Consider the following 21,084-nt stretch of genomic DNA (forward strand, 5'->3'; position numbering starts at 1 on the left):
CTAGAAATTGATCTTGAACCCCAGCATCGCGTCATACCCATGGCTGTCACCGTCGAACCCCTGACGATAGCCAGCCGATGCGGTAAACGTGGTGCGTTGATTGGCCTGGTAATCCACCCCGACATTCACTTCACCCCACGTGCCCTGAATATCGGATTCGAACGGAATGTACCCCGACTCGGAGGAAAACTCGGTTTTCGGTTGCCCCTTGAACTCATGCCAGATGCTCGGACGGATCCAGCCATTGGTGCGCAGTGCGCTGTTGTCGACGCCCTCGGTGTCCCAGTCCTTGGCGATACGCACGCCGGCGCGGCCAATCAGTGAGTCGACGTCCTTGAAGCGAATCTTCGCGCCGACGTCATCGCTGCTGTCCAGATCGACGTAACTGTAGATCGCTTGCAATTGCGGCTCGATGTACCAGTCTTTGTCGACCTCGAACGGGTAGCCGTTTTCCAGCGAGGCGGTGTAGCCCCAACCGCGGGTTTTCAGTTTGGCCATGTCGTTGGGTTTGGCTTCGATGTCAAAGCGGTTGACCTGCAACACCCCGTCCAGATACCAGCCGGAGGGGCCGAAGTGCGTCCAGTACGCGCCGACGCCGTACGCACGCAAGGTGTCTTCGCCGGCGGCGCGGCGGGTGTAGTGGCTGACGCCGGCGTCGATGGTGCCGGCGGACAATGACAGCCCGGCCTGCTCGTGACTGCCGTCGGGCCGGTCCTTGCGGTAAAGGTCGGTGCCGACCTGAAATGCCGTCAGGTCATAGTTGTACTCGGGTGTGTTGCCCAAGGCGTTTTTGCGGTCGCCATCCTGTTTGCCGCTGCGGTAGATCACCCGGCCCCAGCCCATCGATGGCGCCAACGTCGATTCGTCTTCCTTGGGCAATGGATCACCGCGATTCAGGCGTTCCTCGCCGACCCGCTCGTGAAGGGTGTCGACCATTGTCCGGCCGTAAACCAGGGCCAGCGCGGGCACGGCACCGTACAGCGAAACTTCCGGACGGTAATTGGGTACCGGGGAAGGATCGGGCGTCGGATCGGGATCGGGATCGGGATCGGGATCAGGGCCTGGAGGACCGTCCGGCGGTACCGCGTCCGAGCGCAGATACCAAGTGTCCTTGCCGCTACCGTCCTGGGCACCTTGCTGCAGGCGATATTCGTACGGACCGGCGACAACACGCCGGGCCAGTTGAAAGGCATTGGCGTCGCTCGCGGCTTCGGTCTTGTTGAGCAGTTCGACCACCGCAATACCATTGCCCTGAGTCAGATCGCCCTGGCCGCCGACATTGCTCACGATCACGCCGGTGGCGCCGCCGCTGGCGGTGGTTGTCGAATCCACAACCAGCATGTCCGAGAGGCTGTTCGCGCCACCACCATTCAACGTGGTGTTAAGCAGCAGCCGGCCGCCATTGGACACGAACACCCCGCCGCCATCGGTGCCGACGGTGTTGGCCCCGCTGATCAGCAACACATTGCCGACCGTGTTGCTGCCGGCGGCAAGGTCGAGCGTGCCGCTATGGGTGAATCGGTTTACACCGAGCAACTGGCCCTGTACAGCACCGCCCAGCGTCGGCGTATTGGCCGTTTGCCCCAAGGGCAGATAGGCGCCGCTGGCGTTGAAGCTGACGATGCCCGTCGCCGGTTGCGCCGCCAGACGAATCACACCGCTGTTGTCGATGCTGTTGGCGCCCGATGAGCCGAGATCACTGACGGCAACGCCCCAGGTATCGCGACTGCCGCTGGCACTACTGGCGGTGAAATTGCGCAGTGTCCAGGTGCCGCTGTTGGCCACCGTGCTGGCCGCGCTGACGGCATTCATAACGCCGGTTATCTGCCCGGTATTGTTGAGCGCAAACGTCGTGCCCGGTGTGGTCGCATCGGCGCGTACGGCGACATCGCTAAGCGCAGTGATCGCACCTGAGTTGGTCAACGTCTGGCTCGCACCGCCAAGGGCGATGCCGCTGCTATCGGCCCACCCACCCTGAAGCGTGGCGCTGTTACTGACATTGACGCTGCCGCCCTCGGTCAAGGCGTCTATGGCCGACGAGCCAACGCCTCGAGTAGTGATCGCGCCGCTGTTGTTGACGGTCAAATTCGCGGCGCCCGAGGCCTGGGCGAGAATGCCCTGACTGTCGCTGGCACCGAAGGTCTGGATCGCGCCGCTGTTGACCACACTTTGCGCGCCAGTGACCGAAAACGTTCGGATACCGCGTTGTTGATTGCCCCGCGCGATCAACTCCCCGCTGTTACTGACACTCAATGTGCCCAGCCCACTGCCTGAGTTGAAGGCATTGCCGGCCAGAATCGCCGCGCCCTGACCGTTGACGTCGATCAGCGGGCCGTTGAACACGACACCGACGTCGCCGCCCAGCGTCAGCGCCTGGATACCAAAAGCACCAATGCCCGTGCCGTCGCCCGAGCCAGTGTTCGAGTGGGTGATGATCGTGCCGCCGGAATTGACGTTGACCGTGCCCGTCGGCGACTGCGTCGAGGCATAGATGCCGTTGGCGTTGCTGTGCAGGGTTTCGATGCGATCGCCACGGTAGTTGACCTGAACATTGCCGCCGGTCGAATCGACCCGTATACCGCCCGCGCCAAACCCGCTGGCGAACAGATCGCCCGAGTAATCAATCAGCACATTGTTGTTTTCGGCACTGACAATGATCGCGTAGGCCCGGGTGGTGTTGATGTCGCCGAGTACTTTGATATTGCCGCTACCCGTGATCGCGACATCACCGGTACCGCGCTTGATCACGTAGATCGCCCGCGAACCGGCGGCATTGGCCGTGCTGCCGACGTTAATGGCAGCATTGTTCTCGATGCTGATCGAACCGCTGCCGCCGACATTGTCATTGGCATAGATACCGTGGGCGCCGCCACCCGTGGTGGTGATGGCGCCGTCGTTGACGATGGCGATGCTGCCAACGCTGGAAAACGAACGAATGCCGAAACCGTTGAGGCCGCTGGTACTCAGGTTGCCGCTGTTGGTCAGGCGGGTATTGCCTGTGCCGCCCTCGGTGAACAAGCCAAAGGCGTTCATGCCGATGCTTTGCACATTCGCCGCGTTGATCAGTGTGGTGTTGCCATTGACTGCGCGGGTATGCACGCCGGCGTGGTTACCAATGCCGGCAGTCGGCAAAGTGTCGTCAATGATCGGAAGACCGGCCGAGAGTGCATCATCGTTGTTGACCAGAATATTCACGCCACTGCCGACGTTGACGTTGGTCTCGCCACTGCCCGTGGCTTTGGTCCAGACGCCGTTGCCGCCAAGCAACGTGATCTGGCCATTGCCCTGATGATTCAGGTTGATCGCCCCGCCGCCGCTGGCGTTGATGTCGATGCCATCGTGTTCATTGCCGACCACGGTATTGAGGATGTTCAGCGTGGTGCCGGCACTCACCGAAAACGTCGACGAGCCAGCGCTGGCATTGGTGATCGCCAGCGCGTCCAGGCCACTGCCGCCGACATTCACCGTGTTGGTCCCGCCATTGACGCTGAGGCTGGCGTTGCCGGTGGTGCCGATGACATTGGCAAACACTGCGTTGGCGGCCGTTGGGGGTGTGCTGTTTACCGTAGTGCCAGTGAGTGTCAGCGTGGTGTTGGCATTGTTGCCACGACTGTTCAACGAGGAACCCGCCGTAGTGGTAATGGTAGTGCCCGACTGCGTGCTGATCGACGCATCGACGCCGGCCGCCGGCAAACAGGTTTGCGAGACGTTGTAGGCACCCGCCGCCAGAGGCCCGCACGCAGCTTGAGCGTCTGCGAGCATCAGGGTGTTGGCCATGGCGACCAGTAAAGCGCTGCGAATGAAATGCGGGGCGTGCCCACCGTGAGGATGGCCGCTGGCACCGTGCATGAGAACCTCCCTGTTCAGCGTACGTGGCGAATCCCTCACGCCTGTCGACGCCGCGCGATATTGCGTTGTGATTACCGCTATAGACCTTAGTAGTTATTTCCAAAGTTGGTAATTCGCGGGTCGAGTACCTGTATCGGCAAGTTGACGAACGGTCATTCGAATGTTCAGATGCCGCCCAGTTTCAGGTGTCCCATGCCGCCGTGCATGGGGTGAAACGGGAAACCGGTACGTTCTTTTCGAACAAGTCCGGTGCTGCCCCCGCAACGGTATGCGCGTGATGCTTTCGATACACCACTGTGGTTAGACGGCCATGGGAAGGTGAAAGCCTCGATACGCGCGAGCCCGGAGACCGGCCTGAATTGCTGTTTGGCAAAATCCTGCGGTGGGCGGGCATGGGCCGGTATTGGCTGTGCGCGATGCCTTCTCTTGCATGCTCTTCTGCGAAGATCCTTTTCGAGAAGACAATGATTCGACCTTTCTACACTTCTGCTCCAACCCTGTTTCTTGGTTGCCTGTTCAGCCCGCTGCTACTGGCCGACGACACACCACTGGAACTCAATCAGCAAATCGTTTCCGCACCGTCGGTGGAGTCGACCACGGTCGCCGACATGGCGAAGTTCGGCAGCAAGGTCGAGATCGTCAGCCGCGAACAGATCGAGCGCGCCGGCCCCAGTGCCGATGTCAGCCGCGTCATGCAGATGTTCATTCCCGGCCTGTACGTGGCGCCGAAAAATGGCCCGTTCGACTACGGCACCTATTCGCTGCTGGGCGGGCGCAACGATGACACGCTGATCCTGCTCGACGGCGTGCGCCTGAACAATCGCCTGTACGGCGGCCTCTATCTAGACACTTTGCCAGCCAACGCCATCGAACGCATCGAAGTACTCAAAGGGGGCCAGAGCCTGTTGTTCGGCACCCAAGCCGTATCCGGCGTGATCAACATCGTCACCCGCAGCCCGCAATCGCGCAAAGCCGCCGGCGAAGTGAATCTGGGCGTGGACAGCTTTGGCGGCACCACCGAAGACGCTCGCGTCGAGAACATCTTCAATAACGGTTTCGGCGATCTCGGTTTGCTGGCGTATGTCAGCCACAACGTTTCCGACGGCTATCAACCGTATCGCAACCGCGACCTGAAAAACGTCAGCGAGAAGAACCGCGCCTACGAAGTCACCACCTTCGGCGGCAAGGCGATTCAGTCATTTGGCGATGATGCGCGGCTGGAACTGTTCTACCAATACGCCGACGCCAATCTCGACTTCGCCCGCCCTGTGGACAACCACAAAACCACCAACGACCGCGTGCAGCAAATCGCTACGGCGACCTTCGAGCAAACCCTCAACGAACGCCTGAGCTACTTCGTCAAAGGCCATATCAACGATTGGGACACGCGCTACACCCGGGTCAACAACGTCAATGGCGGCGGCACCAAGGTCATTAATCACAACGACTATTGGGGCTTCACCGACTGGGGTGTGCAGGCCGAAGGCAAGGCTGAATTGCCCGGCGGCCATGTGCTGGTGTTCGGCAGCGACAACCAGTGGTTCAAGGGCCAGGACGACGTGCTGATCATCGACAACGACAAGGCCGAAGCCCATGCGTTCTACACGCAACTGCGCCCGCAGATCGACGCCCTGCCCGACTGGCATCCGAGCATCGGCGTGCGTCACGAGGCCATGAGCGGTGGCGACAGCGCCACGGTCGGCATGCTCACTTCGCTGTATGACCTCAACGACAACTGGTCGGTGCGCGGTCAATACGGCAGCGCCTACAAACTGCCGAACGCCGAGCAACTGTTCGTCAACGAGCCGGGCGACGAGATCGGTAACCGCAACCTGAAACCGGAAAAAAGCCGCAATACGGAGCTGGGGGTCGACTACAAGGGCCTGCTGCTGGATCGCGAATTCAGCGCCAGCGTGACCCTGTTCAAACGCAAGATCGACGACCTGATCACCCTCAATGACATTCAGTGGGTCAACGGTGAAGGCACGATCCAGATGCGCGGTTTCGAGGCGGACGCGAAACTGGCGCTCAACGATCAGTGGAGCCTGCAAGCGGACATGACCCGCAACCTCACCGAGTCGCGTACCGGTGTGACGATCAACGACATCCCAAGCTTCTTCGCCCGCTCGCGGGTGGGTTATGAATCGGAAAATCGCCTGTGGGGTGTTGGCGGTGCGATCCGTTACATCCGCGATATCAAAAGCTCGAAGCAAGTCGAATACGGCAATTATTCGGTGGTCGACGCCGACGCTTATCGCTACCTCGACAACGCCCACCAACACCGGGTGAGTCTGCTGGTGGAAAACCTCTTCGACCGCGACTACGTCACCAGCCGTTCGAGCAACGTCGACAACCTCGGCCGGCCGTTCACCTCCGAAGTACGCTACACGTACCGCTTCTGATGAGTGAAATCAAAACCGTCGACGGCGTCGATACGCACCCGGACTGGTCGCATGTGCCCGAGCATGCGCGCCATGTGTTCCTCTGCACCGGCCCGCGCTGCACCCAGCGCGGTGCCTTGCAGTTATGGAAAACCCTGCGCCGGCATTTGCTGGCGCACGATCATATCGAGACGCCGGGCGGTGTCTTGCTGACACGCACGCACTGCCAGTTTCCGTGCAATCTGGGGCCGATTGTGACGGTGTACCCGGAACGTTGCTGGTATGGCGTGCACAGCCATGAAGAGGTGCAGCGGCTGGTCGAGGGGCATTTGGTGGGCGGTGAAGTGGTCGCGGATTTGCTGGTCAAGGCGCAGGGATGAAATCGATCCTGTTAGCGCTTGGCGCCCTGCTCTGTTCAATGCCGGCACTCGCCGACAGCTTCAGTAATTGCGGCGAGGACTGGAACGCCGCTGCGCCTTCGCGCGTCGTCGCGCTCAATCAGCATGCAGCGGATCTCGTCCTGGCGCTGGGTGCCGGGCCAGCGCTGGTTGGCGTGGCGTATCTGGATGACACCGATGCCGGTCAGCGGCCAGCCACGTATTTCGGTGTGCCGGTGATCGCGCGGCAATACCCGGCCAGCGAAGTGCTTTACGCACAGAAACCGGACCTGGTGATTGGCGGGTTCGCCACGGCATTCGGCGACGGTGTGACTTCACGCTCGGGTCTGGCGCGCAATGGCGTCGGTTCTTATCTATTGGAGTCGGCCTGCAACGGGCATTCGCTGGATTACTTCGCGCATGTGCGCAATGACTTGCTGACCTTGGGCAGGCTGCTGCACAAACAGCCACAGGCGCGGCAATTGAGTGCGGCCATGGACGCCGACCTCGCCAGTGCCCGAGCCCTGGCCGGTGCGGGTAAATCGCTGTCGGTGTTCTATCTCGACAGCGAAGTCAAAGGCCTCGACAGCGAAGGTCGGCGGGGGTTTGTCACCCCGTTATTGGCCGCTGCCGGGGCACGCAATGTCTTTGCCGACATCAACCTCTATCGAGTCACCGTCAACAGCGAAACCCTGCTGGCCAGCGACCCGGACGTGATTCTGCTGGCCGACGCCGAATGGTCACCCGCCCGTCGCAAACGCTATCTGTTGACCCACGACCCGGTGTTGTCGCGACTGCGCGCGGTGCGCGAAAACCGGATCATCGAAATCCCTTTCACCCACCTGCTGCCGACTTTCAACAGCGGCCGCGTAGCCTTGCAACTGGCGCGGCAGCTCAACGCACTGAAGAAAAATAAATGAACCCGCCGCCCCCCACGCCACCTAACGAACAGACCATCAGGAGGTAGCCAATGCAAATCGAAACCGTGTGGATCGTACTGGCGGCAGTTCTTCTGCTGATTGAACTCTGGGCCATCAATCGGGTGCGCAAGAGCGAGGGGAAAGCGAGCAATAAAGGTGTGTGGATCGTGCTGATCGTGTTTGTGCCGTTGTTCGGGTTGATTGCCTGGGCGTTAGCGGGGCCAAAACACGTCAGTCAGCATTCGGCGTCGTAATCTGACCCTTGATCCATAGCGACTGAGCATCCGTCACGGACTGACATTCCAAATGCCCGCCGGAGATATGCCTGCTTAAGCCGTTGCCAGCGGACGAGCCCGGCTTTGGCCGGGCTTTTTTCTGGTTGCTCGCCGCGTCTCCCTGCTGCAGGATCAGCCGATCGACAACAGGGAGTGTTGAAATGGATCATAAAGCACGTGGGCGAATTGTGGTGGTCGGTGCGGGCATCGTCGGTGCCGCCCTTGCGTATCACCTGTCTGGCAAAGGAGCGCACGTCACGCTGATCGAGGCTGACGAGATCGCGAGCGGCGTCACGGCAAACTCTTTCGCCTGGATCAATGCCTCGCACGCCGGCGCTGATCCGATTGCGCAGTTGCGCGGTATGGCCATAGAAGCATACCGACGACTCGAAACCGAGCTGCCGGATTTGCAGATTCGCTGGACCGGGGCTTTGTCGTACAACGAATCAGCAGAGTATCCGGCGTCGGCGACATTGTTATCGTCTGCCGAGGTGCTTGCTCGCGAGCCCAACCTGAAAAATCCCCCACCCTGCGCGTTGTATCGCGCGGAAGAAGGCGCACTCGACGCCGTGCAAACCACCCACGCCCTGATTGCCGGCGCCCGGGCGCTGGGCGCGCAATTGCTAACGCAAACCCGCGTGACCGGTTTCACAACCTGCAACGCCGATGTCACCGGCGTTGAAACCACAACGGGCGCGATCGATGCCGACCTTGTCGTGCTTGCTGCGGGGACCGGCACCCAACAGTTAACGCAGATGCTCAACGTCTCCCTGCCCATCGACGCCTCCCCCGCCATTTTCATCCGCTACAAGACCCAACCGGGCCTCGTCAAAGGCATCATCTCCAGCCCCGAAATGGAAATTCGGCAAAGTGCCGACGGCACGTTGCTGGCCGCTGAAGATTATCTGGGCGAGGCGCCGGGCAACTCGCCGACAAACCTTGCCTGGCGAACCGCCGAAACCATACAAAATGAACTTCACGGAGTGGTTTCCATCGAGCCGCAACCCGTCGTCGTCGGGTTCCGGCCCATGCCCGCTGACGGCATCCCCGTTGTCGGTTACCTGCCCGGTGTCGGCGGAGTTTACGTTTGCGCGATGCATCCCGGAGTGACGCTGGCGGCAATCGTCGGGCGCCTCGCCAGTGAAGAGCTGCTGGATCGCCAGTCATCTGCGGCCCTTGCACCGTGCCGCCCAGAGCGTTTTTTTCAGAACTCCGGCAAAGTGACAAAAAACGCTGCGCTTACCCGCTGAAAACCCGCCGCACGATCAACAACAATTCGAGAGGCACAGACGCACATGGACGTCATCAACACGTTACAACCCGCCGACTGTGCGGACATGCAAGATATTCGAAGTGAAATCGACCGACTCGATCAAGCGGTGATCAAACTGCTGGGCAAGCGCTTTCAGTACGTACTCGCTGCCTCGAAGTTCAAGACCTCGGCGGCCTCAGTGCGGGCACAGGAGCGTTTTCAGGCGATGTTGGCAACCCGTCGCGACTGGGCCGAAAACGAAGGTTTGAATGCAGATGCCATTGAGAAAATGTACAGCGACCTGGTCAATCACTTCATTGCTGAAGAAATGAAGCACTGGGCGGCGGCGCAGACGGACAGTTGACTGCTTTAGCGCAGTCTTCCGTTTGCTCCCTAAGCTGACAATCAAGGAGAACAGCATTGACGCCCCACAAGGACACCGCGTTCGCCTATCAGGAGGTCTACCACTACCTCGTCGGATTGATCGAGGCCGCCAGTGGCATGGGTGAGCAAAAATTGCCGTCACTGCGACAACTGGCATTGCGCCTCGGCGTTTCAGTATCGACGACCAAATACGCCTACGCACTGCTCGAGGACGAAGGCAGAATCCACGCCAAAGCCAGGTTCGGCTATTTCACCCGGTCAATATCGTCGGCACCTGTGACGGCCAACTCTGGCAATCTTCTGGATCACGTCTTCGCCAGCGCCCGTCAGCCCGGCATGCTGGCCCTGAGCAGCGATGCGCCGGCGATGCTGCTGTCGCTGCAAGGCCCATTGTTGACGATGGAGCGCGAACTGACCCGCCAATACCCGCGCTCGCACGCGCCGCTCTATCAGCCCCTCGGCGAGCCGGAATTGCGCGCGGCCCTGGCTGAACGCTACACCCGTTCCACTCACAACCACTGGCAGGCCGAGCAGGTGTATATCGGCGCGGACCTGCGCAGTGTGCTGGAGTTGTCGCTCAGTGCCTTGAATCTCGGTGGCACTGTGGCGCTGGTGGAATCGCCCTGCTCGTGGGCGATTCTGCGCCAGTTGCAGGCGGCCAATATCCGCGTTGTCGAAATGCCCTTCGGCGATGACGGCCGCTTCAACCTGCCTGCATTGAAGGCGTTACTCACGCGCGAACCGATACGCCTGGCGGTGCTCTCCTCCACGGTGAATATTCCTCAAGGCCAGTTGATGCCCGCGCAGGATAAACAGCAGATCTGTCGCTGGCTGGCCGAGCGGGCGATCTGGCTGTTCGAAAACGACACGTGGGGCGAGTTGAGTTTCTCCAAGTCAGCTACGCGTTATCGGGACTTTGCCGATCCGGACAAGCTGCTGGTGTTCTCGACATTCGACAAGATTATTGGCGGCGAAGCGCCGTACGGCTACGTGCTGTGTCGCCAGCAGGCCGCGCAGTTTCATCGACTGTTTATGCAGCGCGGATTTCGCCTCTCGCCGATGCGGCAGAAAGCGATTGCCAGACTCTATAACTCCAGGCGCATTGACCAGCACCTGACTATGTTGCGCGCTCTGTTGGTCAAGCGCATGCAACAGCTGCAGACCTTGCTGGAAGAGTACGGTAGCGGCCACTGGCAGGTGCTCGCCCCGCAAGGTGGTGCGAGCTTCTGGCTCAAGGCTGTGCGGCCGATCAACATGCAACGGGTGTTCGAGCGCCTGCTGGCCGAGCGGATCGTCATCGCCCCCGGCGAAATCTTCAGCCAGCAAGGCGCCTGGAACCAGCACCTGCGCCTGAGCTACAGCCTCGATTGGGACAAGAACATTGCCCACGCGGTGCAACGACTGGCGCTGGCGATCACTGAAGAAAACCGCGTCTACAGTCCATAGCAATGCTGCGCTTCAGGAAACCGGCCGTGGCGCACATCGTCAGCAAACTGCGCACAAGCCTCGCTGATCACCGCACCGACATCGGCGTAGCGTTTGACGAAGCGCGGCAGATGTTCACCGCCCAGGCCGAGTACATCTTCGGTGACCAGCACCTGCCCGTCGCAGGCCGGTGAAGCGCCGATGCCGATGGTGGGCATTTTCGACTCCAGCGTAATCTGCCGCGCCACGCCCTCCGCCACACCTTCGAGCAACAGGCTGAAGGCGCCCGCGTCGAGATTGGCGCGGGCGTCTTCGGCAATCACCGCAGCGGTTTCAGCTGTCAGGCCCTGGGCCTTGAAACCGCCCATGACATTGACGAACTGCGGCATCAACCCGACATGGGCCATGACCGGAATCCCGCGCGCCACCAGAAACTCGACCGTCGGCGCCAAGGCCTTGTTGGCTTCCAGCTTCACCGCATCACAACCGGTACGCGCCAACACCTGAGCGCAATTGCGAAAGGCCTGTTCATGGGATTCCTGATAACTGCCGAACGGCATGTCGGCCACCACACAGGCCAGGCGCGTGCTATCGACCACCGCACGCGTGTGACCGGTGATTTCTTCGAGCTGCATGCTCAGTGTCGAGGGGCGGCCGTAACCGACCATGGCCGTGGAGTCACCGACCAGAATGAAGTCGACGATGGGGTCGATCAGTTTGGCAATCGCGCTGGAATAGGCCGTGAGCGAGACGATTTTCTGTTGGCCTTTCATCGCCACCAATTGCGGTACAGTCAGGCGTTTGGTGCGGGTATGCAGGCTCATGGGCGACGCTCCGAGGCTGCCGTCCATGAACGATAAATGTCGCCAGATTGAATGCGTAACGCTTCCATACAGTGCCCAATTCCAAAAGATTCGAGCACTCGATTATTCGTTTAACGCCGAAACATTCAATGCACAGATTGGCCTGAAAAAGCGACCCAGGTGCACCCTGCTTCGTTGAAATGCAGCAGGATCCCGGATGCTTTATTTCGCCGTTTACCGCAGGATGCGAACTTATAAACACACCCAAGGAGCAATTTTTATCATGGAAGAAATCATCACCTACCGCACAGCCACTGCCGCCGATGCGCTGGCAATGAGCGAGCTGGGCCAATTGCTCAACTCGGTACACCACGCCGCCCGCCCCGATATCTACGCCGCCGCGACCGAAGATTTTGCCCGCGACTTGCCGCACTGGGCCGGGGTATTCGAAAAGCCTGGCCAGATCGTCTATATCGCCAGCGCCGCTGAGCGCCCCGTGGCGTTCATTACGGCCACCGTGTCCGCCAGTTCCGGCCCGCTGATGCAGCCGCAGAACGTGGTTCGCATCGGGTCAGTCTGTGTGGCCGAGCCGTTTTGGGGCAAAGGCATTGGCCGCACGCTGATTCAACGGGTGAAAGACTGGGCTATCGAGCAAAATGCTCAAGACTTGCGCCTGACGGTCTGGCCGTTCAACGAGCGCGCGGTGCGCATGTATGCCGAGTTTGGCTTCGAGACCCGCGCCCTGGAGATGGGCCTGCGTTTGTGAGGAGCGAACACGTCCGATCATGAATAACCGTGAACAGCTTCATCAGCAGGGTTTTGCCCTGCTCCGTCGCGCCATACCCGCCGAGTGGCTGGACGACCTGCGCCAGGCGTTTGATGCGGGTGTACTGCCGTCGGATCGCTGGCCCGTGCCCCGAGGTCAGGACTGGCGCCATTCGCTGCCGTGTCCGGAGCACCGCACGCTGACGTCCATGATGAGACGCGATCCGTCCAGTTCACGGGCCGTGCGGGCGACATTCTGGTGTTCGATATCGACCTGCTGCATGCCGGCAGCCGGAATCTTTCGGGCGCGCGCCGACGCTCGATGCTGATCAATTATTGGGCCGAGCCGCTGTACGTATCTCACCGGCAAACCGTGGCCCTGCGAAATATCCACATGGACCCTATCGAATGGTTCGATCCTGCCGACAACATCCTGGTGGACACCGAGAGGTTTTAATGGCGCGAGTCCATCACGTATAAAGCCACTTTCAATGACGATTCAAGAGGCTGCACCCATGAGCAACGCCTGGAACGAAGGTTATTTCACGGACGAAGGCTACACCTACAGCTATAGCCGGGAAATCAATCCGGTATTCCAGCGTTACTGCCTGTTGTTGCGCGGCTTTGCCGGTCTGGACAACCCCGACGGTTATCACTGCGAACTCGGTTTTGGTCAGGGTGTGTCAATCAATATTCACGCCACGGCCAACCCGGCCGGCTTCGTCGGTACGGACTTCCACCCCGGTCAGGCGGCCCATGCGATTGAACTCGCGGCGCTTGGCAATAACGGTGCGCGGCTGTACGACGACAGCTTCGAGCAACTGCTGGCGCGCCATGATTTGCCGCAATTCGACAGCATCAGCCTGCATGGCATCTGGACCTGGGTCAGCCGTGACAACCAGAAGCTGATTGTCGAATTCGCCCGACGCCACCTCAAACCGGGTGGTCATCTCTACGTCAGCTACAACGCATTCCCGGGCTGGTCGCCTGCTGCGCCGTTGCGCCAATTGTTCAGCCTGCACGACCGCTTTGCCAGTCACTCGACGCGAGCGGATCAGCGCATCGATGCCGCGTTGCAGTTTTCCGAAGCGCTGCTGGCGGCCAACCCCAAATACGCCATTGCCGCGCCGCACTTGGGGGCCAGGCTGCAAACCATCAAAGGCCAGGACCGTCAGTACGTCGCCCATGAATATTTCAATCGCGACTGGAACTGCATGTATTTCGCCGACATGGTTGATGCACTGGCCCCGGCCAAGCTCGATTACGTCACGACGGCGGTGCCGATGGATTCGGTTGACGCACTCAACCTGAGCGCCGAAGGCTTGGCCTTTCTCGACGGTATCGAACACCCGGTGATGCGCGAGCAGGCGCGTGACTACTTCGTCAACCAGGCTTTCCGTCGCGACCTGTACGTGCGCGGTGCCAACCGACTCAGCGCGACCGAGCGCCGCTCGCGCATGCTCAATACGCGATTTGTGTTGATGCAGCCGACAGAAAACGTAGCCTCCAGCGTCACCGGCCCCGCTGGCGCAGCGACGCTGCAAGCGGAAATTTACCGTCCGCTCCTCAATGCCCTCGCGGACCAGATGTATGAAGCCAAAACGATGCAGCAGCTGCTCGATGCGGTGTCGCCAATGGCCTACGACGATCTGGAACAGGCCATCGCCATCCTGGTCAGCATGGGCGCGGTAGCCCCTTGCCAGAGCGAAGCCGCCGAGGCGCGGGTGTACGAACGCTGCGCTGCGTTCAACCTGCAACTGTGCAAGCGCGCGCTGTTCAACGCCGACATTCAAGTGCTGAGCAGCCCGGTCACCGGGGGTGGCGTCACGGTCAGCCGCTTCCAGCAACTGTTCCTGATTGCAATCCGCCAGGGCAAACAGCACCCGGCAGAGTGGGCACAACTGGCGTGGAGCGTCATTGCCGAACAAAACGAAGTGCTGGTCAAGGACGGCAAAACGCTGACCACCGCCGAAGCCAACATCGCCGCACTGACCGAACAGGCCCAGGCTTTTGCCGAGCAATCACTGATCGTGCTGAGTGCTTTGAAAATCGTTTGATCGAGGTGGATGGCGCGCAGTGTTGCAGGCAAATCTGCTGTCACTCGCGCCATCTGCAGACCACTGCCAGCCATCAAAAAGCCCACGGTGGCGCGGGCGCGAACATCGCTTCGAGCCATTGCTTGAACGCGACGACCACCGCCGTCGGAAACCGCGCCGAGGGTCTGACCAGATACACACCTCCCGCGCTATCCAGTTGCCAGTCAGGCAGGACATGAATCAGCTTTCCGGCGGCGATATCGCGACTCATCAACCAATCGCCCGCGCCCAAGATGCCGGCATCCGCCCGGGCAGCGGCCAGCAGCGACTCGCTGTCGCTGGCCGTCAGGTTGCCTTTGACGCTAACGGTTTGCAGCTCATGGCCACGATGAAGGCGCCACAGCGGAAAAGACGCCAGTCCGCTGAAGCGCAGACAGTTGTGTTGAAGCAAATCCTCAGGTGTTGCAGGCACGCCATGCATCTGGAGATAGGCTGGCGAGGCGCACAGAATCCGCCGGTGGTTGCTGAGCTTCGTCGCGATCAGCCGATTATCCTCCAGCTCGCCGATACGAATGGCGGCGTCAAACCCCTGCTCGATGATGTCGACCAACCCCTCGCTGTAGTCGGCAATAATCGAAACTTGCGGATGAGCTTTGAGAAACTCCGGCAACATCGGCCCCAGCCAGAGTCGGCCCATGGCGGCCGGCAACGCGAGGCGCAACGTGCCGCGAAGTTCGCCGGCCCCCTGCGCCGCTTGCTGCTGGGCGTCGTTCATCAGTTCGACGGCCGAACGCAGACGCTGCTCCAATTGGGCGCCGGCCTCGGTAATGCGGACCTGACGGGTCGAGCGCTCGACAAGGCGAACGCCCAGACGCTTCTCCATCGCGGCAAGGCGCTTGGAGATAATCGTCGGATGGCGTTGCAGCAGCCGACCCGCCGCGACAAAGGAACCTTGCGAGGCGACGGCCAGGAATGCAGCGATCTCATCGCCGTGTTGATTGCTCAAGACATCAAGATTCATGGTTTCAGAATGATCGCCCCAGAAGATCGGCCCGTTTCCAGGTCGGCATGCGCCAGTGCGGCATCGGCCAATGGATAGCTCGCCCAGATATGTGGCTGGATGATACCGGCTGCGACAGCGGCCAGAACATCCTGCGCACGCGCCTGATACTCAGCAGCCGTCGCAGTGTGCGCAGCCAGTGAGGGACGGGTCAAAAACAGCGAACCCTTGCTGTTGAGTGTCGCCAGTTCCACGGCTGCCGGCGCACCGGATGAGGCGCCGAACGACACCATCAAACCACGCGGGCGCAAGCTGTCCAGTGACGCCTGAAAAGACACCCGCCCGATCGGGTCATACACCACATCGACCTTCTGCCCATCGGTGAGTCGTGCGACGTCCGCTGCCAGGGTCTCGGCGTCGAACTCCAGCACCTCGTTACAACCCGACGCCCGGGCCTTTTCGACACTGGCCTGCTTCGACACGACACCGATCACCGTCGCGCCCAAATGCCTTGCCCATGACGCCATGATCGCCCCCAAACCGCCCGCCACCCCGTAAAGCAACAGGGTGGTGCCCGGCCCTACGGGATAGGTGGATTTCAATAAATACTGCGCGGTGATGCCCTTGAACATCACCGCCGCTGCCTCATCGCAAGACAAGGCATCAGGAATTCTGACCAGCCGCTCTGCCGGGAAAAGCCGCGCCGAGGCATAAGCCCCCAATGGCCCGGTGGCGTAAGCCACGCGATCACCCACAACGATGTTACTGACACCTGTGCCCACTGCGGCCACCCGCCCCGCGCCTTCCAGTCCCAAGCCGGAAGGCAACGCAACCGCGACCGCGCCTTTGCGTTGGGTCACATCAAGAAAGTTGACCCCTACCGCTTCTTGCTCAAGCCAAACCTCACCGTGCCCCGGCGCTTGCTTGTCGGTTGCCTGCATTTGCAGTACGTCGTGATTGCCAAACTGCTCAAACCGGATCACATAAACCATCGTCATCTCTCCTTATCTGGAAGCTGCTTCAACGTCAGTTGATTCCAGTCTGATAACCGATGAGCGGACGAACAAGACCCTCCATTTGCAGATCATTGCTGCGTGCCTTGCAGCAATGCAGCCACACTTCAACCTTGGCCAGCGGCGACATCTGCGGCGCGATAACGCTTAATCAAATGCCCCGTTGAGCACCTCATAAATCAGGCCGGTTGCCAGCGCGACGAGGATCAGATCGGTGCCCGCCTGCTGCCATTCGTAGCCATCGTAATGCGGCAAATGACCGAGCAGACGTCCATCGAGCTTTTTCGCGATACCGGGCGGCAATGGCTTGCCGCGTGCAAGATTCTTTTGAATGCCCGGTGGCAGCGAGGGGCCCGGGCTCCAGTAGTCGCGATAGCCTCCGACAATTCCGAGCACATTGCCACGATTGATGCTTGGGCCATCATTCCAGTCACCGCCAGCGTTGTTGCCCTTGTTGCTGTTACCTTTCTGGTTGCCGTGGCCCTGCACATTCTGCGAATTGCCCTTGCCATTGCCCTGGCCCTTTCCATTACCGGGATCGGCCAATGCCATCGCCGAACTGAAGACCAGGGCCAAGGAAGAAATCGTTGCAATCCACGTACGTGACTTGATCATGCGGCGCGCCTTCATGGGGGGATGCTCCTGTGTCATCTTGACGTTACACATCAGCTTAGTTTATTCCGGCTGGCCGATCGTCGATTACACCCAGCCCATCGACACCGCCCGACAGGAGCTATTTCATGGACTTGAAGTTCAGCCACATCGACGTACTGGTCAAAGACCTTGAACAAGCCTGCGCCTACTACGCGCAGATACTGCAAGCGCGGATCTCCACAACGCAGATCTGGAATCGCGGGGGCCTGCACGTGCGCTATGCCGTCGCATTGATCGGTCAGGAACGCTTCATGCTGGTCCAGCCGCTGGCGGGGAATCTCAAGGAGCTGTTGGATACAGTGGGCGAAGGCATGATTTACCGCCATTGCTACACGACCCCGGATATCGAGTTGGCTTACGACGAACTGCTCGCCAGCGGTGTTCAGCCGGAAGACGAAAACGGCCAACCACTGACTCGCGAAAACCTGCAATCGCCGTCCGGAACGCGCATCATCTGGCTGCCGAAACGCTTCGGACATTTCTCTATCGAGATTCTTGAAGAGCAGGCGCTGGGGGCGTTTATCGAGGCGGCGTTCGCTTCTGGATGAAACTCCGCCGGCCCTGATCGATACGTCTACGCTGTCTCCATCGCCACCACGCTTGGAGACTTCGTCATGAGCGCCCGCTACTGGCCGCCCTCGCCCTTTTGACCTTGAGTGTCCAGGCTTTTGCCGAGGTTGTCCCCTTCCCGCCGACCTTCCACACTCAGGACATTAAGGTCGAAGGTGCCACCATGCACGTGCGTGGAACGAGTTCGCCGGCAACCCGGCCAAAGTCGATGAAGGCACCCGCCAGCATTACGCCAAGCTCTACGCCCGTCCCGGCGCCATGCACGCGGCGTTCGCGCAGTTCCGCAGCATTCGTCAGGACGCTCTCGACAACGCTCCGGTCCTGCAGAAACACTTGAGCATGCCGGTGCTGGCCGTGGGCGGTTAAAAGTCCTTCGGCAACAACGAAGCGATCGTCATGCGCAATGCTGCGGACAACGTCACCGAGGTGGTGATTCCGGCGGCAGGACATTGGTTGATGGAAGAAGCCCCCGCGCCGACCATCAAGGCTGTACGTGACTTTATCGCCATGTGAGGAATTGGCATTGCCTTGGCCCGAGGCTTACGTCAGGATTCGCCCCTTTTCGAGGGCAACGTGCATATCTTGTGGCTCGTCCATTGATGCGTACGTTTACGCCCTTCGCTAACCGATATTCAAACTTGCAGACCGGGTAGAACACATGAATCGCCAAAAGAAACTCAAGCAGTTGTTCAAGGAAAAGGCCAAAAAGGCCAGCGCCAAACTGGCGCCGAAAAAGCCTAAATACATCAGCAAGGCTGATCGGGCGAGATTGGAGGCAGAGGCGGTTCCGGAATCTGTCGATACCAGCGAGAGCTGATCCCTGTCTTACAGGAACGTTGAAATGTTCTCCAGCGCCCGCCCGATGTAGAGATCTCTCACCGCCACCGGCGCGCCGTAATAAAAAGCGCATTGCGTGCGACGTCTCCATCGACAAGGCCCGCGATAAACCAGGCCGCCAGATACTTCGAGGCCACGCAGTCACCTGCAGTGGCGAGATTGCCATTGGCCGCAAACGGTTGATCGAGCACCGCGACAGCGGCCTCCTCGACCTACGATTTGGTGATCAGATTGGTGCAGGGGGGAACGTCGTTCAACAGGTCAAGTTTGGCGAGAATGAGGGTGCAGGAATACTGAGTGCCGAGAAATTTTCGTGCAGGGTCAAGCTGCCCAACCCGGTTGTTGAACCCGGTTGAGAATGCCGAGAACAATGAGCGATTCGAGTTCGTCGAAGCATTAGTCCGCGGCCACTTCATCGATCGATTCATGCTTCTTTGGTTAACGTTTTATTTTCCAGATCAATGCTCTGATAGAACAGTGGAATGTTGAACAGTTTGCGAATATTTTGCAGATAGGCATTCGCCTCATCGGTCAGTTTTGCCGGCGACACCACTACTAGTCTCTTCGCAAGGTTGCGGTTTGTGTAGCACGAATACTCAAGGAGTTGTGAGAGCGCTTCTCTGATGCATTGCTTTGCAGTATTGGCTGTTTTTATTTCATAGAACACGAACGACTTGCCCAGCCGAACAACAACGTCAATCTTTGTCCCAAAACCTGTCAGATTTTCGACAGAAACGTTGACACTTCCATACTGTTCATCGAACAGCTCATGCAGACACTTCTGAATTTGATTATGCACTAGGTCAATATCTGTTATTTTTCCACGATAAACCGCAGAGGTCCGGTCCTTTACACCCATCCCACCAGAGGCAAATATGAACTCACCGAAACTGCCAAATTCTGGAACCGAAATCCTGTTCTTCAAATTGTAATAATCAGACTTCACCGCCGGATTACCAGAATAAAAAGGCAGAGGCTCCTCAAGAAGCTTGATATTTTCAGGTAAAAATTTTATACAGCAAAAATTTACTGCGGAAATGCGTTTGAATTGAGCTGTGTCAGCGTCGACCGCATCGAGCTGCGCGTACATTTCATTTAACCACCCCTTTCTTTTATAAACGTTGTAGACCTTTCGCGACTCTTCGCTTTCGATCACTTGGACATTCAATATTTCGCCCAACCACCAGCGCAACTTGGTTACCCCGTCTATAGTATAAAATGAGATATCGTAGGTACACCCCAGATATTTCGCATGGTGCTGCCCGACCGCCTGAATATAAGCATAGTGGTAACCATCCACCAACTTCCCAACATCCAGTAGCCACTCCTCGTGACCATAACCTGTTTCAGTTTCGTACGATTTATTGTTTTTTACTTTCCCGAGTTTCCCGGAGGGCTTTTGCCAGTTGTTGCTATTCCAGCAGATCCTAGCCAATTTCTTGTCATTCATGACATTTTTCTCCATAGAAACAGCGATAAAAACAGATAAAGCCAGACCCACTCAATATTACCCCAACCACTCGCGCTCAATAATAATAACCGGGAAACGAGTCTCTTTGAAAAAGCCAATCAACTTGCGAAACGCAGCACCCACCATTGCCGTCAACCCGGGCATATAGGGAAAAGAAACAAACAGGCCAGGCGGACCAGCTGTAGCTTGTCGATTATTTGCAGTTAGTTGTACAAGGGTGGCGCAGAGCCTATCCCATTCTGTTACATTCGGAAGTATTGGAGGTGCACCGATTTGATAAACACTATACGTCATAGTGCAATCCGCACCGACAGGAACTTTATCAATACTGGACCTTTTGAATAACGCCTCTATGACCTCACCCAGCGTACTATCGCAGAGGTGACCCTTAACGGCGGGTGCGCACATCCACCTCGACCTCCAATAACCACTGGTATCCCATCCCGAACTTCGGCTTCCCGGAGCAGCGGCGTACCAACCATAAGAGGGAGGACTGGAACATTTAGGCAGAGTAAAAGTGTCCAATATTGGGCCACGTCGGCCGTTTGCTAGATACAAGTCAAATTTCGGCCAGTTGGAAAGCAACGCGAGTTCTTTATTGGTAGAGCAATTGGGATGCGATGGTGAGAGGGCTGTTACTGGGACCTTTGGCAGAGAAGCCGTCGGGGCAGCTTTGGCCTGAACAATCAAACCTCTGATACGACTCCTGATGTTCTGATCCTTCAATCTGGTAACTTCCATCACAAAAATCGCCGCGTCGCCTAACTCGACAGGTCGAGTAATTGGTTTTTGATGAGCGTCTTTTGTTCCTGAAACGGTCATATCTGCGTAAGGTCTTTTGTCGATCCAGCCGAGTGTCACCGTTACCGCACCTTTGGCCTGGTCTGCAGCGAGCGCTTGCTGCAAATCAGACACAAATGCGGGCGAGAAAAGTCGCCTCAATTGAGCAAGCTCACCGAAGCTCGAAGCCCCCTGATATTGAAGTGAAATGGCCCTATCGATTTCCGTACTTAAAGTCATAGCTGTCCTTGGTTATGTCGCGCGAATGTGCGAATGAAGAGGTTCTACAGGC

Annotated in this window: 19 protein-coding genes, 2 pseudogenes and 1 riboswitch; of the genes and pseudogenes, 13 read left to right on the forward strand and 8 right to left on the reverse strand. The window is 58.9% G+C overall.

What is annotated here, in order from left to right:
* Complete coding sequence (locus tag AC3IUF_RS17035; RefSeq protein WP_489278721.1) at positions 1–3,849, reverse strand: autotransporter outer membrane beta-barrel domain-containing protein; 3,849 nt, start codon at positions 3,847–3,849, stop codon at positions 1–3.
* A gap of 166 nt (positions 3,850–4,015) precedes the next feature.
* Positions 4,016–4,221, forward strand: a riboswitch (cobalamin riboswitch).
* 92 nt (positions 4,222–4,313) lie between these two features.
* On the opposite strand from AC3IUF_RS17035, the gene AC3IUF_RS17040 reads away from it, so the two are divergent.
* The 7 genes from AC3IUF_RS17040 (at position 4,314) to AC3IUF_RS17070 (ending at position 10,884) form a co-directional block, all read left to right on the forward strand.
* Entirely contained in the window at positions 4,314–6,251 is a 1,938-nt protein-coding gene (locus AC3IUF_RS17040) for a TonB-dependent receptor plug domain-containing protein (RefSeq protein WP_489278723.1), read from the forward strand.
* Positions 6,251–6,610, forward strand: a complete 360-nt coding sequence (locus AC3IUF_RS17045; RefSeq protein WP_447785811.1) for a (2Fe-2S) ferredoxin domain-containing protein — start codon at positions 6,251–6,253, stop codon at positions 6,608–6,610. The genes AC3IUF_RS17040 and AC3IUF_RS17045 overlap by 1 nt, the downstream gene beginning before the upstream one ends.
* The gene (locus AC3IUF_RS17050) at positions 6,607–7,527 is read left to right on the forward strand and encodes an ABC transporter substrate-binding protein (protein WP_489278725.1); all 921 of its coding nucleotides are present in this window, start codon (positions 6,607–6,609) and stop codon (positions 7,525–7,527) included. Before AC3IUF_RS17045 ends, AC3IUF_RS17050 begins: the two co-directional genes overlap by 4 nt.
* 50 nt (positions 7,528–7,577) lie before the next feature.
* Positions 7,578–7,781: a PLD nuclease N-terminal domain-containing protein gene (locus AC3IUF_RS17055; RefSeq protein ID WP_007916127.1), complete on the forward strand. Its 204-nt coding sequence runs from the start codon at positions 7,578–7,580 to the stop codon at positions 7,779–7,781.
* 182 nt (positions 7,782–7,963) lie between these two features.
* On the forward strand, positions 7,964–9,052 hold the full coding sequence (locus AC3IUF_RS17060) for an NAD(P)/FAD-dependent oxidoreductase (RefSeq protein WP_489278727.1): 1,089 nt from the start codon (positions 7,964–7,966) through the stop codon (positions 9,050–9,052).
* Positions 9,053–9,097: 45 nt separating this feature from the next.
* A complete protein-coding gene (locus tag AC3IUF_RS17065; protein WP_007916125.1) occupies positions 9,098–9,418 on the forward strand; it encodes an isochorismate lyase in 321 nt (106 codons plus the stop codon).
* Between the two features lie 56 nt (positions 9,419–9,474).
* Entirely contained in the window at positions 9,475–10,884 is a 1,410-nt protein-coding gene (locus tag AC3IUF_RS17070) for an aminotransferase-like domain-containing protein (protein WP_489278728.1), read from the forward strand.
* Here the strand turns inward: AC3IUF_RS17070 and panB are convergent.
* Positions 10,872–11,687: a 3-methyl-2-oxobutanoate hydroxymethyltransferase gene (gene panB / locus AC3IUF_RS17075; protein ID WP_489278730.1), complete on the reverse strand. Its 816-nt coding sequence runs from the start codon at positions 11,685–11,687 to the stop codon at positions 10,872–10,874. The genes AC3IUF_RS17070 and panB overlap by 13 nt on opposite strands.
* Positions 11,688–11,949: 262 nt before the next feature.
* On the opposite strand from panB, the gene AC3IUF_RS17080 reads away from it, so the two are divergent.
* The 3 genes and pseudogenes from AC3IUF_RS17080 to AC3IUF_RS17090 all read left to right on the forward strand — a co-directional run bounded on the left by AC3IUF_RS17080 (position 11,950) and on the right by AC3IUF_RS17090 (position 14,488).
* Complete coding sequence (locus tag AC3IUF_RS17080) at positions 11,950–12,432, forward strand: GNAT family N-acetyltransferase (protein ID WP_489278732.1); 483 nt, start codon at positions 11,950–11,952, stop codon at positions 12,430–12,432.
* 19 nt (positions 12,433–12,451) lie between these two features.
* Positions 12,452–12,888 (forward strand): annotated as a pseudogene (locus AC3IUF_RS17085) (phytanoyl-CoA dioxygenase family protein).
* Between the two features lie 58 nt (positions 12,889–12,946).
* A complete protein-coding gene (locus AC3IUF_RS17090; RefSeq protein WP_007916114.1) occupies positions 12,947–14,488 on the forward strand; it encodes a methyltransferase regulatory domain-containing protein in 1,542 nt (513 codons plus the stop codon).
* 73 nt (positions 14,489–14,561) lie between these two features.
* Here the strand turns inward: AC3IUF_RS17090 and AC3IUF_RS17095 are convergent, their stop codons facing one another.
* From AC3IUF_RS17095 to AC3IUF_RS17105, 3 genes are all read right to left on the reverse strand, one after another.
* Positions 14,562–15,488, reverse strand: coding sequence for a LysR family transcriptional regulator (locus AC3IUF_RS17095; RefSeq protein WP_007916112.1), 927 nt, complete (start codon positions 15,486–15,488; stop codon positions 14,562–14,564).
* Positions 15,485–16,459: a quinone oxidoreductase family protein gene (locus AC3IUF_RS17100; RefSeq protein ID WP_489278733.1), complete on the reverse strand. Its 975-nt coding sequence runs from the start codon at positions 16,457–16,459 to the stop codon at positions 15,485–15,487. The genes AC3IUF_RS17095 and AC3IUF_RS17100 overlap by 4 nt, the downstream gene beginning before the upstream one ends.
* Before the next feature lie 168 nt (positions 16,460–16,627).
* Positions 16,628–17,095 carry an anti-virulence regulator CigR family protein gene (locus AC3IUF_RS17105; RefSeq protein WP_176472293.1) on the reverse strand — a complete coding sequence of 156 codons (468 nt, stop codon included), beginning with the start codon at positions 17,093–17,095 and terminating at the stop codon, positions 16,628–16,630.
* 125 nt (positions 17,096–17,220) lie between these two features.
* Between AC3IUF_RS17105 and AC3IUF_RS17110 the strand changes: the two genes are divergently transcribed.
* From AC3IUF_RS17110 to AC3IUF_RS17120, 3 genes and pseudogenes are all read left to right on the forward strand, one after another.
* The gene (locus AC3IUF_RS17110; RefSeq protein ID WP_007916108.1) at positions 17,221–17,682 is read left to right on the forward strand and encodes a VOC family protein; all 462 of its coding nucleotides are present in this window, start codon (positions 17,221–17,223) and stop codon (positions 17,680–17,682) included.
* Positions 17,683–17,872: 190 nt separating this feature from the next.
* Positions 17,873–18,217: pseudogene (locus AC3IUF_RS17115) on the forward strand (alpha/beta fold hydrolase); the annotation flags it as partial.
* A 145-nt stretch (positions 18,218–18,362) separates the two neighbouring features.
* Positions 18,363–18,521: a DUF2986 domain-containing protein gene (locus tag AC3IUF_RS17120; RefSeq protein ID WP_007916107.1), complete on the forward strand. Its 159-nt coding sequence runs from the start codon at positions 18,363–18,365 to the stop codon at positions 18,519–18,521.
* Positions 18,522–18,579: 58 nt separating this feature from the next.
* Here AC3IUF_RS17120 and AC3IUF_RS17125 read toward each other — a convergent pair whose 3' ends face one another.
* The 3 genes from AC3IUF_RS17125 to AC3IUF_RS17135 all read right to left on the reverse strand — a co-directional run bounded on the left by AC3IUF_RS17125 (position 18,580) and on the right by AC3IUF_RS17135 (position 21,032).
* The gene (locus tag AC3IUF_RS17125) at positions 18,580–18,732 is read right to left on the reverse strand and encodes a hypothetical protein (protein WP_238539560.1); all 153 of its coding nucleotides are present in this window, start codon (positions 18,730–18,732) and stop codon (positions 18,580–18,582) included.
* 233 nt (positions 18,733–18,965) lie between these two features.
* The gene (locus tag AC3IUF_RS17130; protein WP_489278734.1) at positions 18,966–19,991 is read right to left on the reverse strand and encodes a hypothetical protein; all 1,026 of its coding nucleotides are present in this window, start codon (positions 19,989–19,991) and stop codon (positions 18,966–18,968) included.
* Positions 19,992–20,048: 57 nt separating this feature from the next.
* On the reverse strand, positions 20,049–21,032 hold the full coding sequence (locus AC3IUF_RS17135; protein WP_007916105.1) for a hypothetical protein: 984 nt from the start codon (positions 21,030–21,032) through the stop codon (positions 20,049–20,051).
* Positions 21,033–21,084 lie beyond the last annotated feature (52 nt).

This window comes from Pseudomonas sp. KH_040 (assembly GCF_057839305.1).

Coding starts and splice junctions, on each gene's coding strand:
- AC3IUF_RS17135 (WP_007916105.1), bottom strand. CDS start 21,032: ATGACTTTAAGTACGGAAATCGATAGGGCCATTTCACTTCAATATCAG.
- AC3IUF_RS17130 (WP_489278734.1), bottom strand. CDS start 19,991: ATGAATGACAAGAAATTGGCTAGGATCTGCTGGAATAGCAACAACTGG.
- panB (WP_489278730.1), bottom strand. CDS start 11,687: ATGAGCCTGCATACCCGCACCAAACGCCTGACTGTACCGCAATTGGTG.
- AC3IUF_RS17120 (WP_007916107.1), top strand. CDS start 18,363: ATGAATCGCCAAAAGAAACTCAAGCAGTTGTTCAAGGAAAAGGCCAAA.
- AC3IUF_RS17040 (WP_489278723.1), top strand. CDS start 4,314: ATGATTCGACCTTTCTACACTTCTGCTCCAACCCTGTTTCTTGGTTGC.
- AC3IUF_RS17110 (WP_007916108.1), top strand. CDS start 17,221: ATGGACTTGAAGTTCAGCCACATCGACGTACTGGTCAAAGACCTTGAA.
- AC3IUF_RS17035 (WP_489278721.1), bottom strand. CDS start 3,849: ATGCACGGTGCCAGCGGCCATCCTCACGGTGGGCACGCCCCGCATTTC.
- AC3IUF_RS17055 (WP_007916127.1), top strand. CDS start 7,578: ATGCAAATCGAAACCGTGTGGATCGTACTGGCGGCAGTTCTTCTGCTG.
- AC3IUF_RS17065 (WP_007916125.1), top strand. CDS start 9,098: ATGGACGTCATCAACACGTTACAACCCGCCGACTGTGCGGACATGCAA.
- AC3IUF_RS17105 (WP_176472293.1), bottom strand. CDS start 17,095: ATGATCAAGTCACGTACGTGGATTGCAACGATTTCTTCCTTGGCCCTG.
- AC3IUF_RS17100 (WP_489278733.1), bottom strand. CDS start 16,459: ATGGTTTATGTGATCCGGTTTGAGCAGTTTGGCAATCACGACGTACTG.
- AC3IUF_RS17060 (WP_489278727.1), top strand. CDS start 7,964: ATGGATCATAAAGCACGTGGGCGAATTGTGGTGGTCGGTGCGGGCATC.
- AC3IUF_RS17080 (WP_489278732.1), top strand. CDS start 11,950: ATGGAAGAAATCATCACCTACCGCACAGCCACTGCCGCCGATGCGCTG.
- AC3IUF_RS17090 (WP_007916114.1), top strand. CDS start 12,947: ATGAGCAACGCCTGGAACGAAGGTTATTTCACGGACGAAGGCTACACC.
- AC3IUF_RS17095 (WP_007916112.1), bottom strand. CDS start 15,488: ATGAATCTTGATGTCTTGAGCAATCAACACGGCGATGAGATCGCTGCA.
- AC3IUF_RS17045 (WP_447785811.1), top strand. CDS start 6,251: ATGAGTGAAATCAAAACCGTCGACGGCGTCGATACGCACCCGGACTGG.
- AC3IUF_RS17050 (WP_489278725.1), top strand. CDS start 6,607: ATGAAATCGATCCTGTTAGCGCTTGGCGCCCTGCTCTGTTCAATGCCG.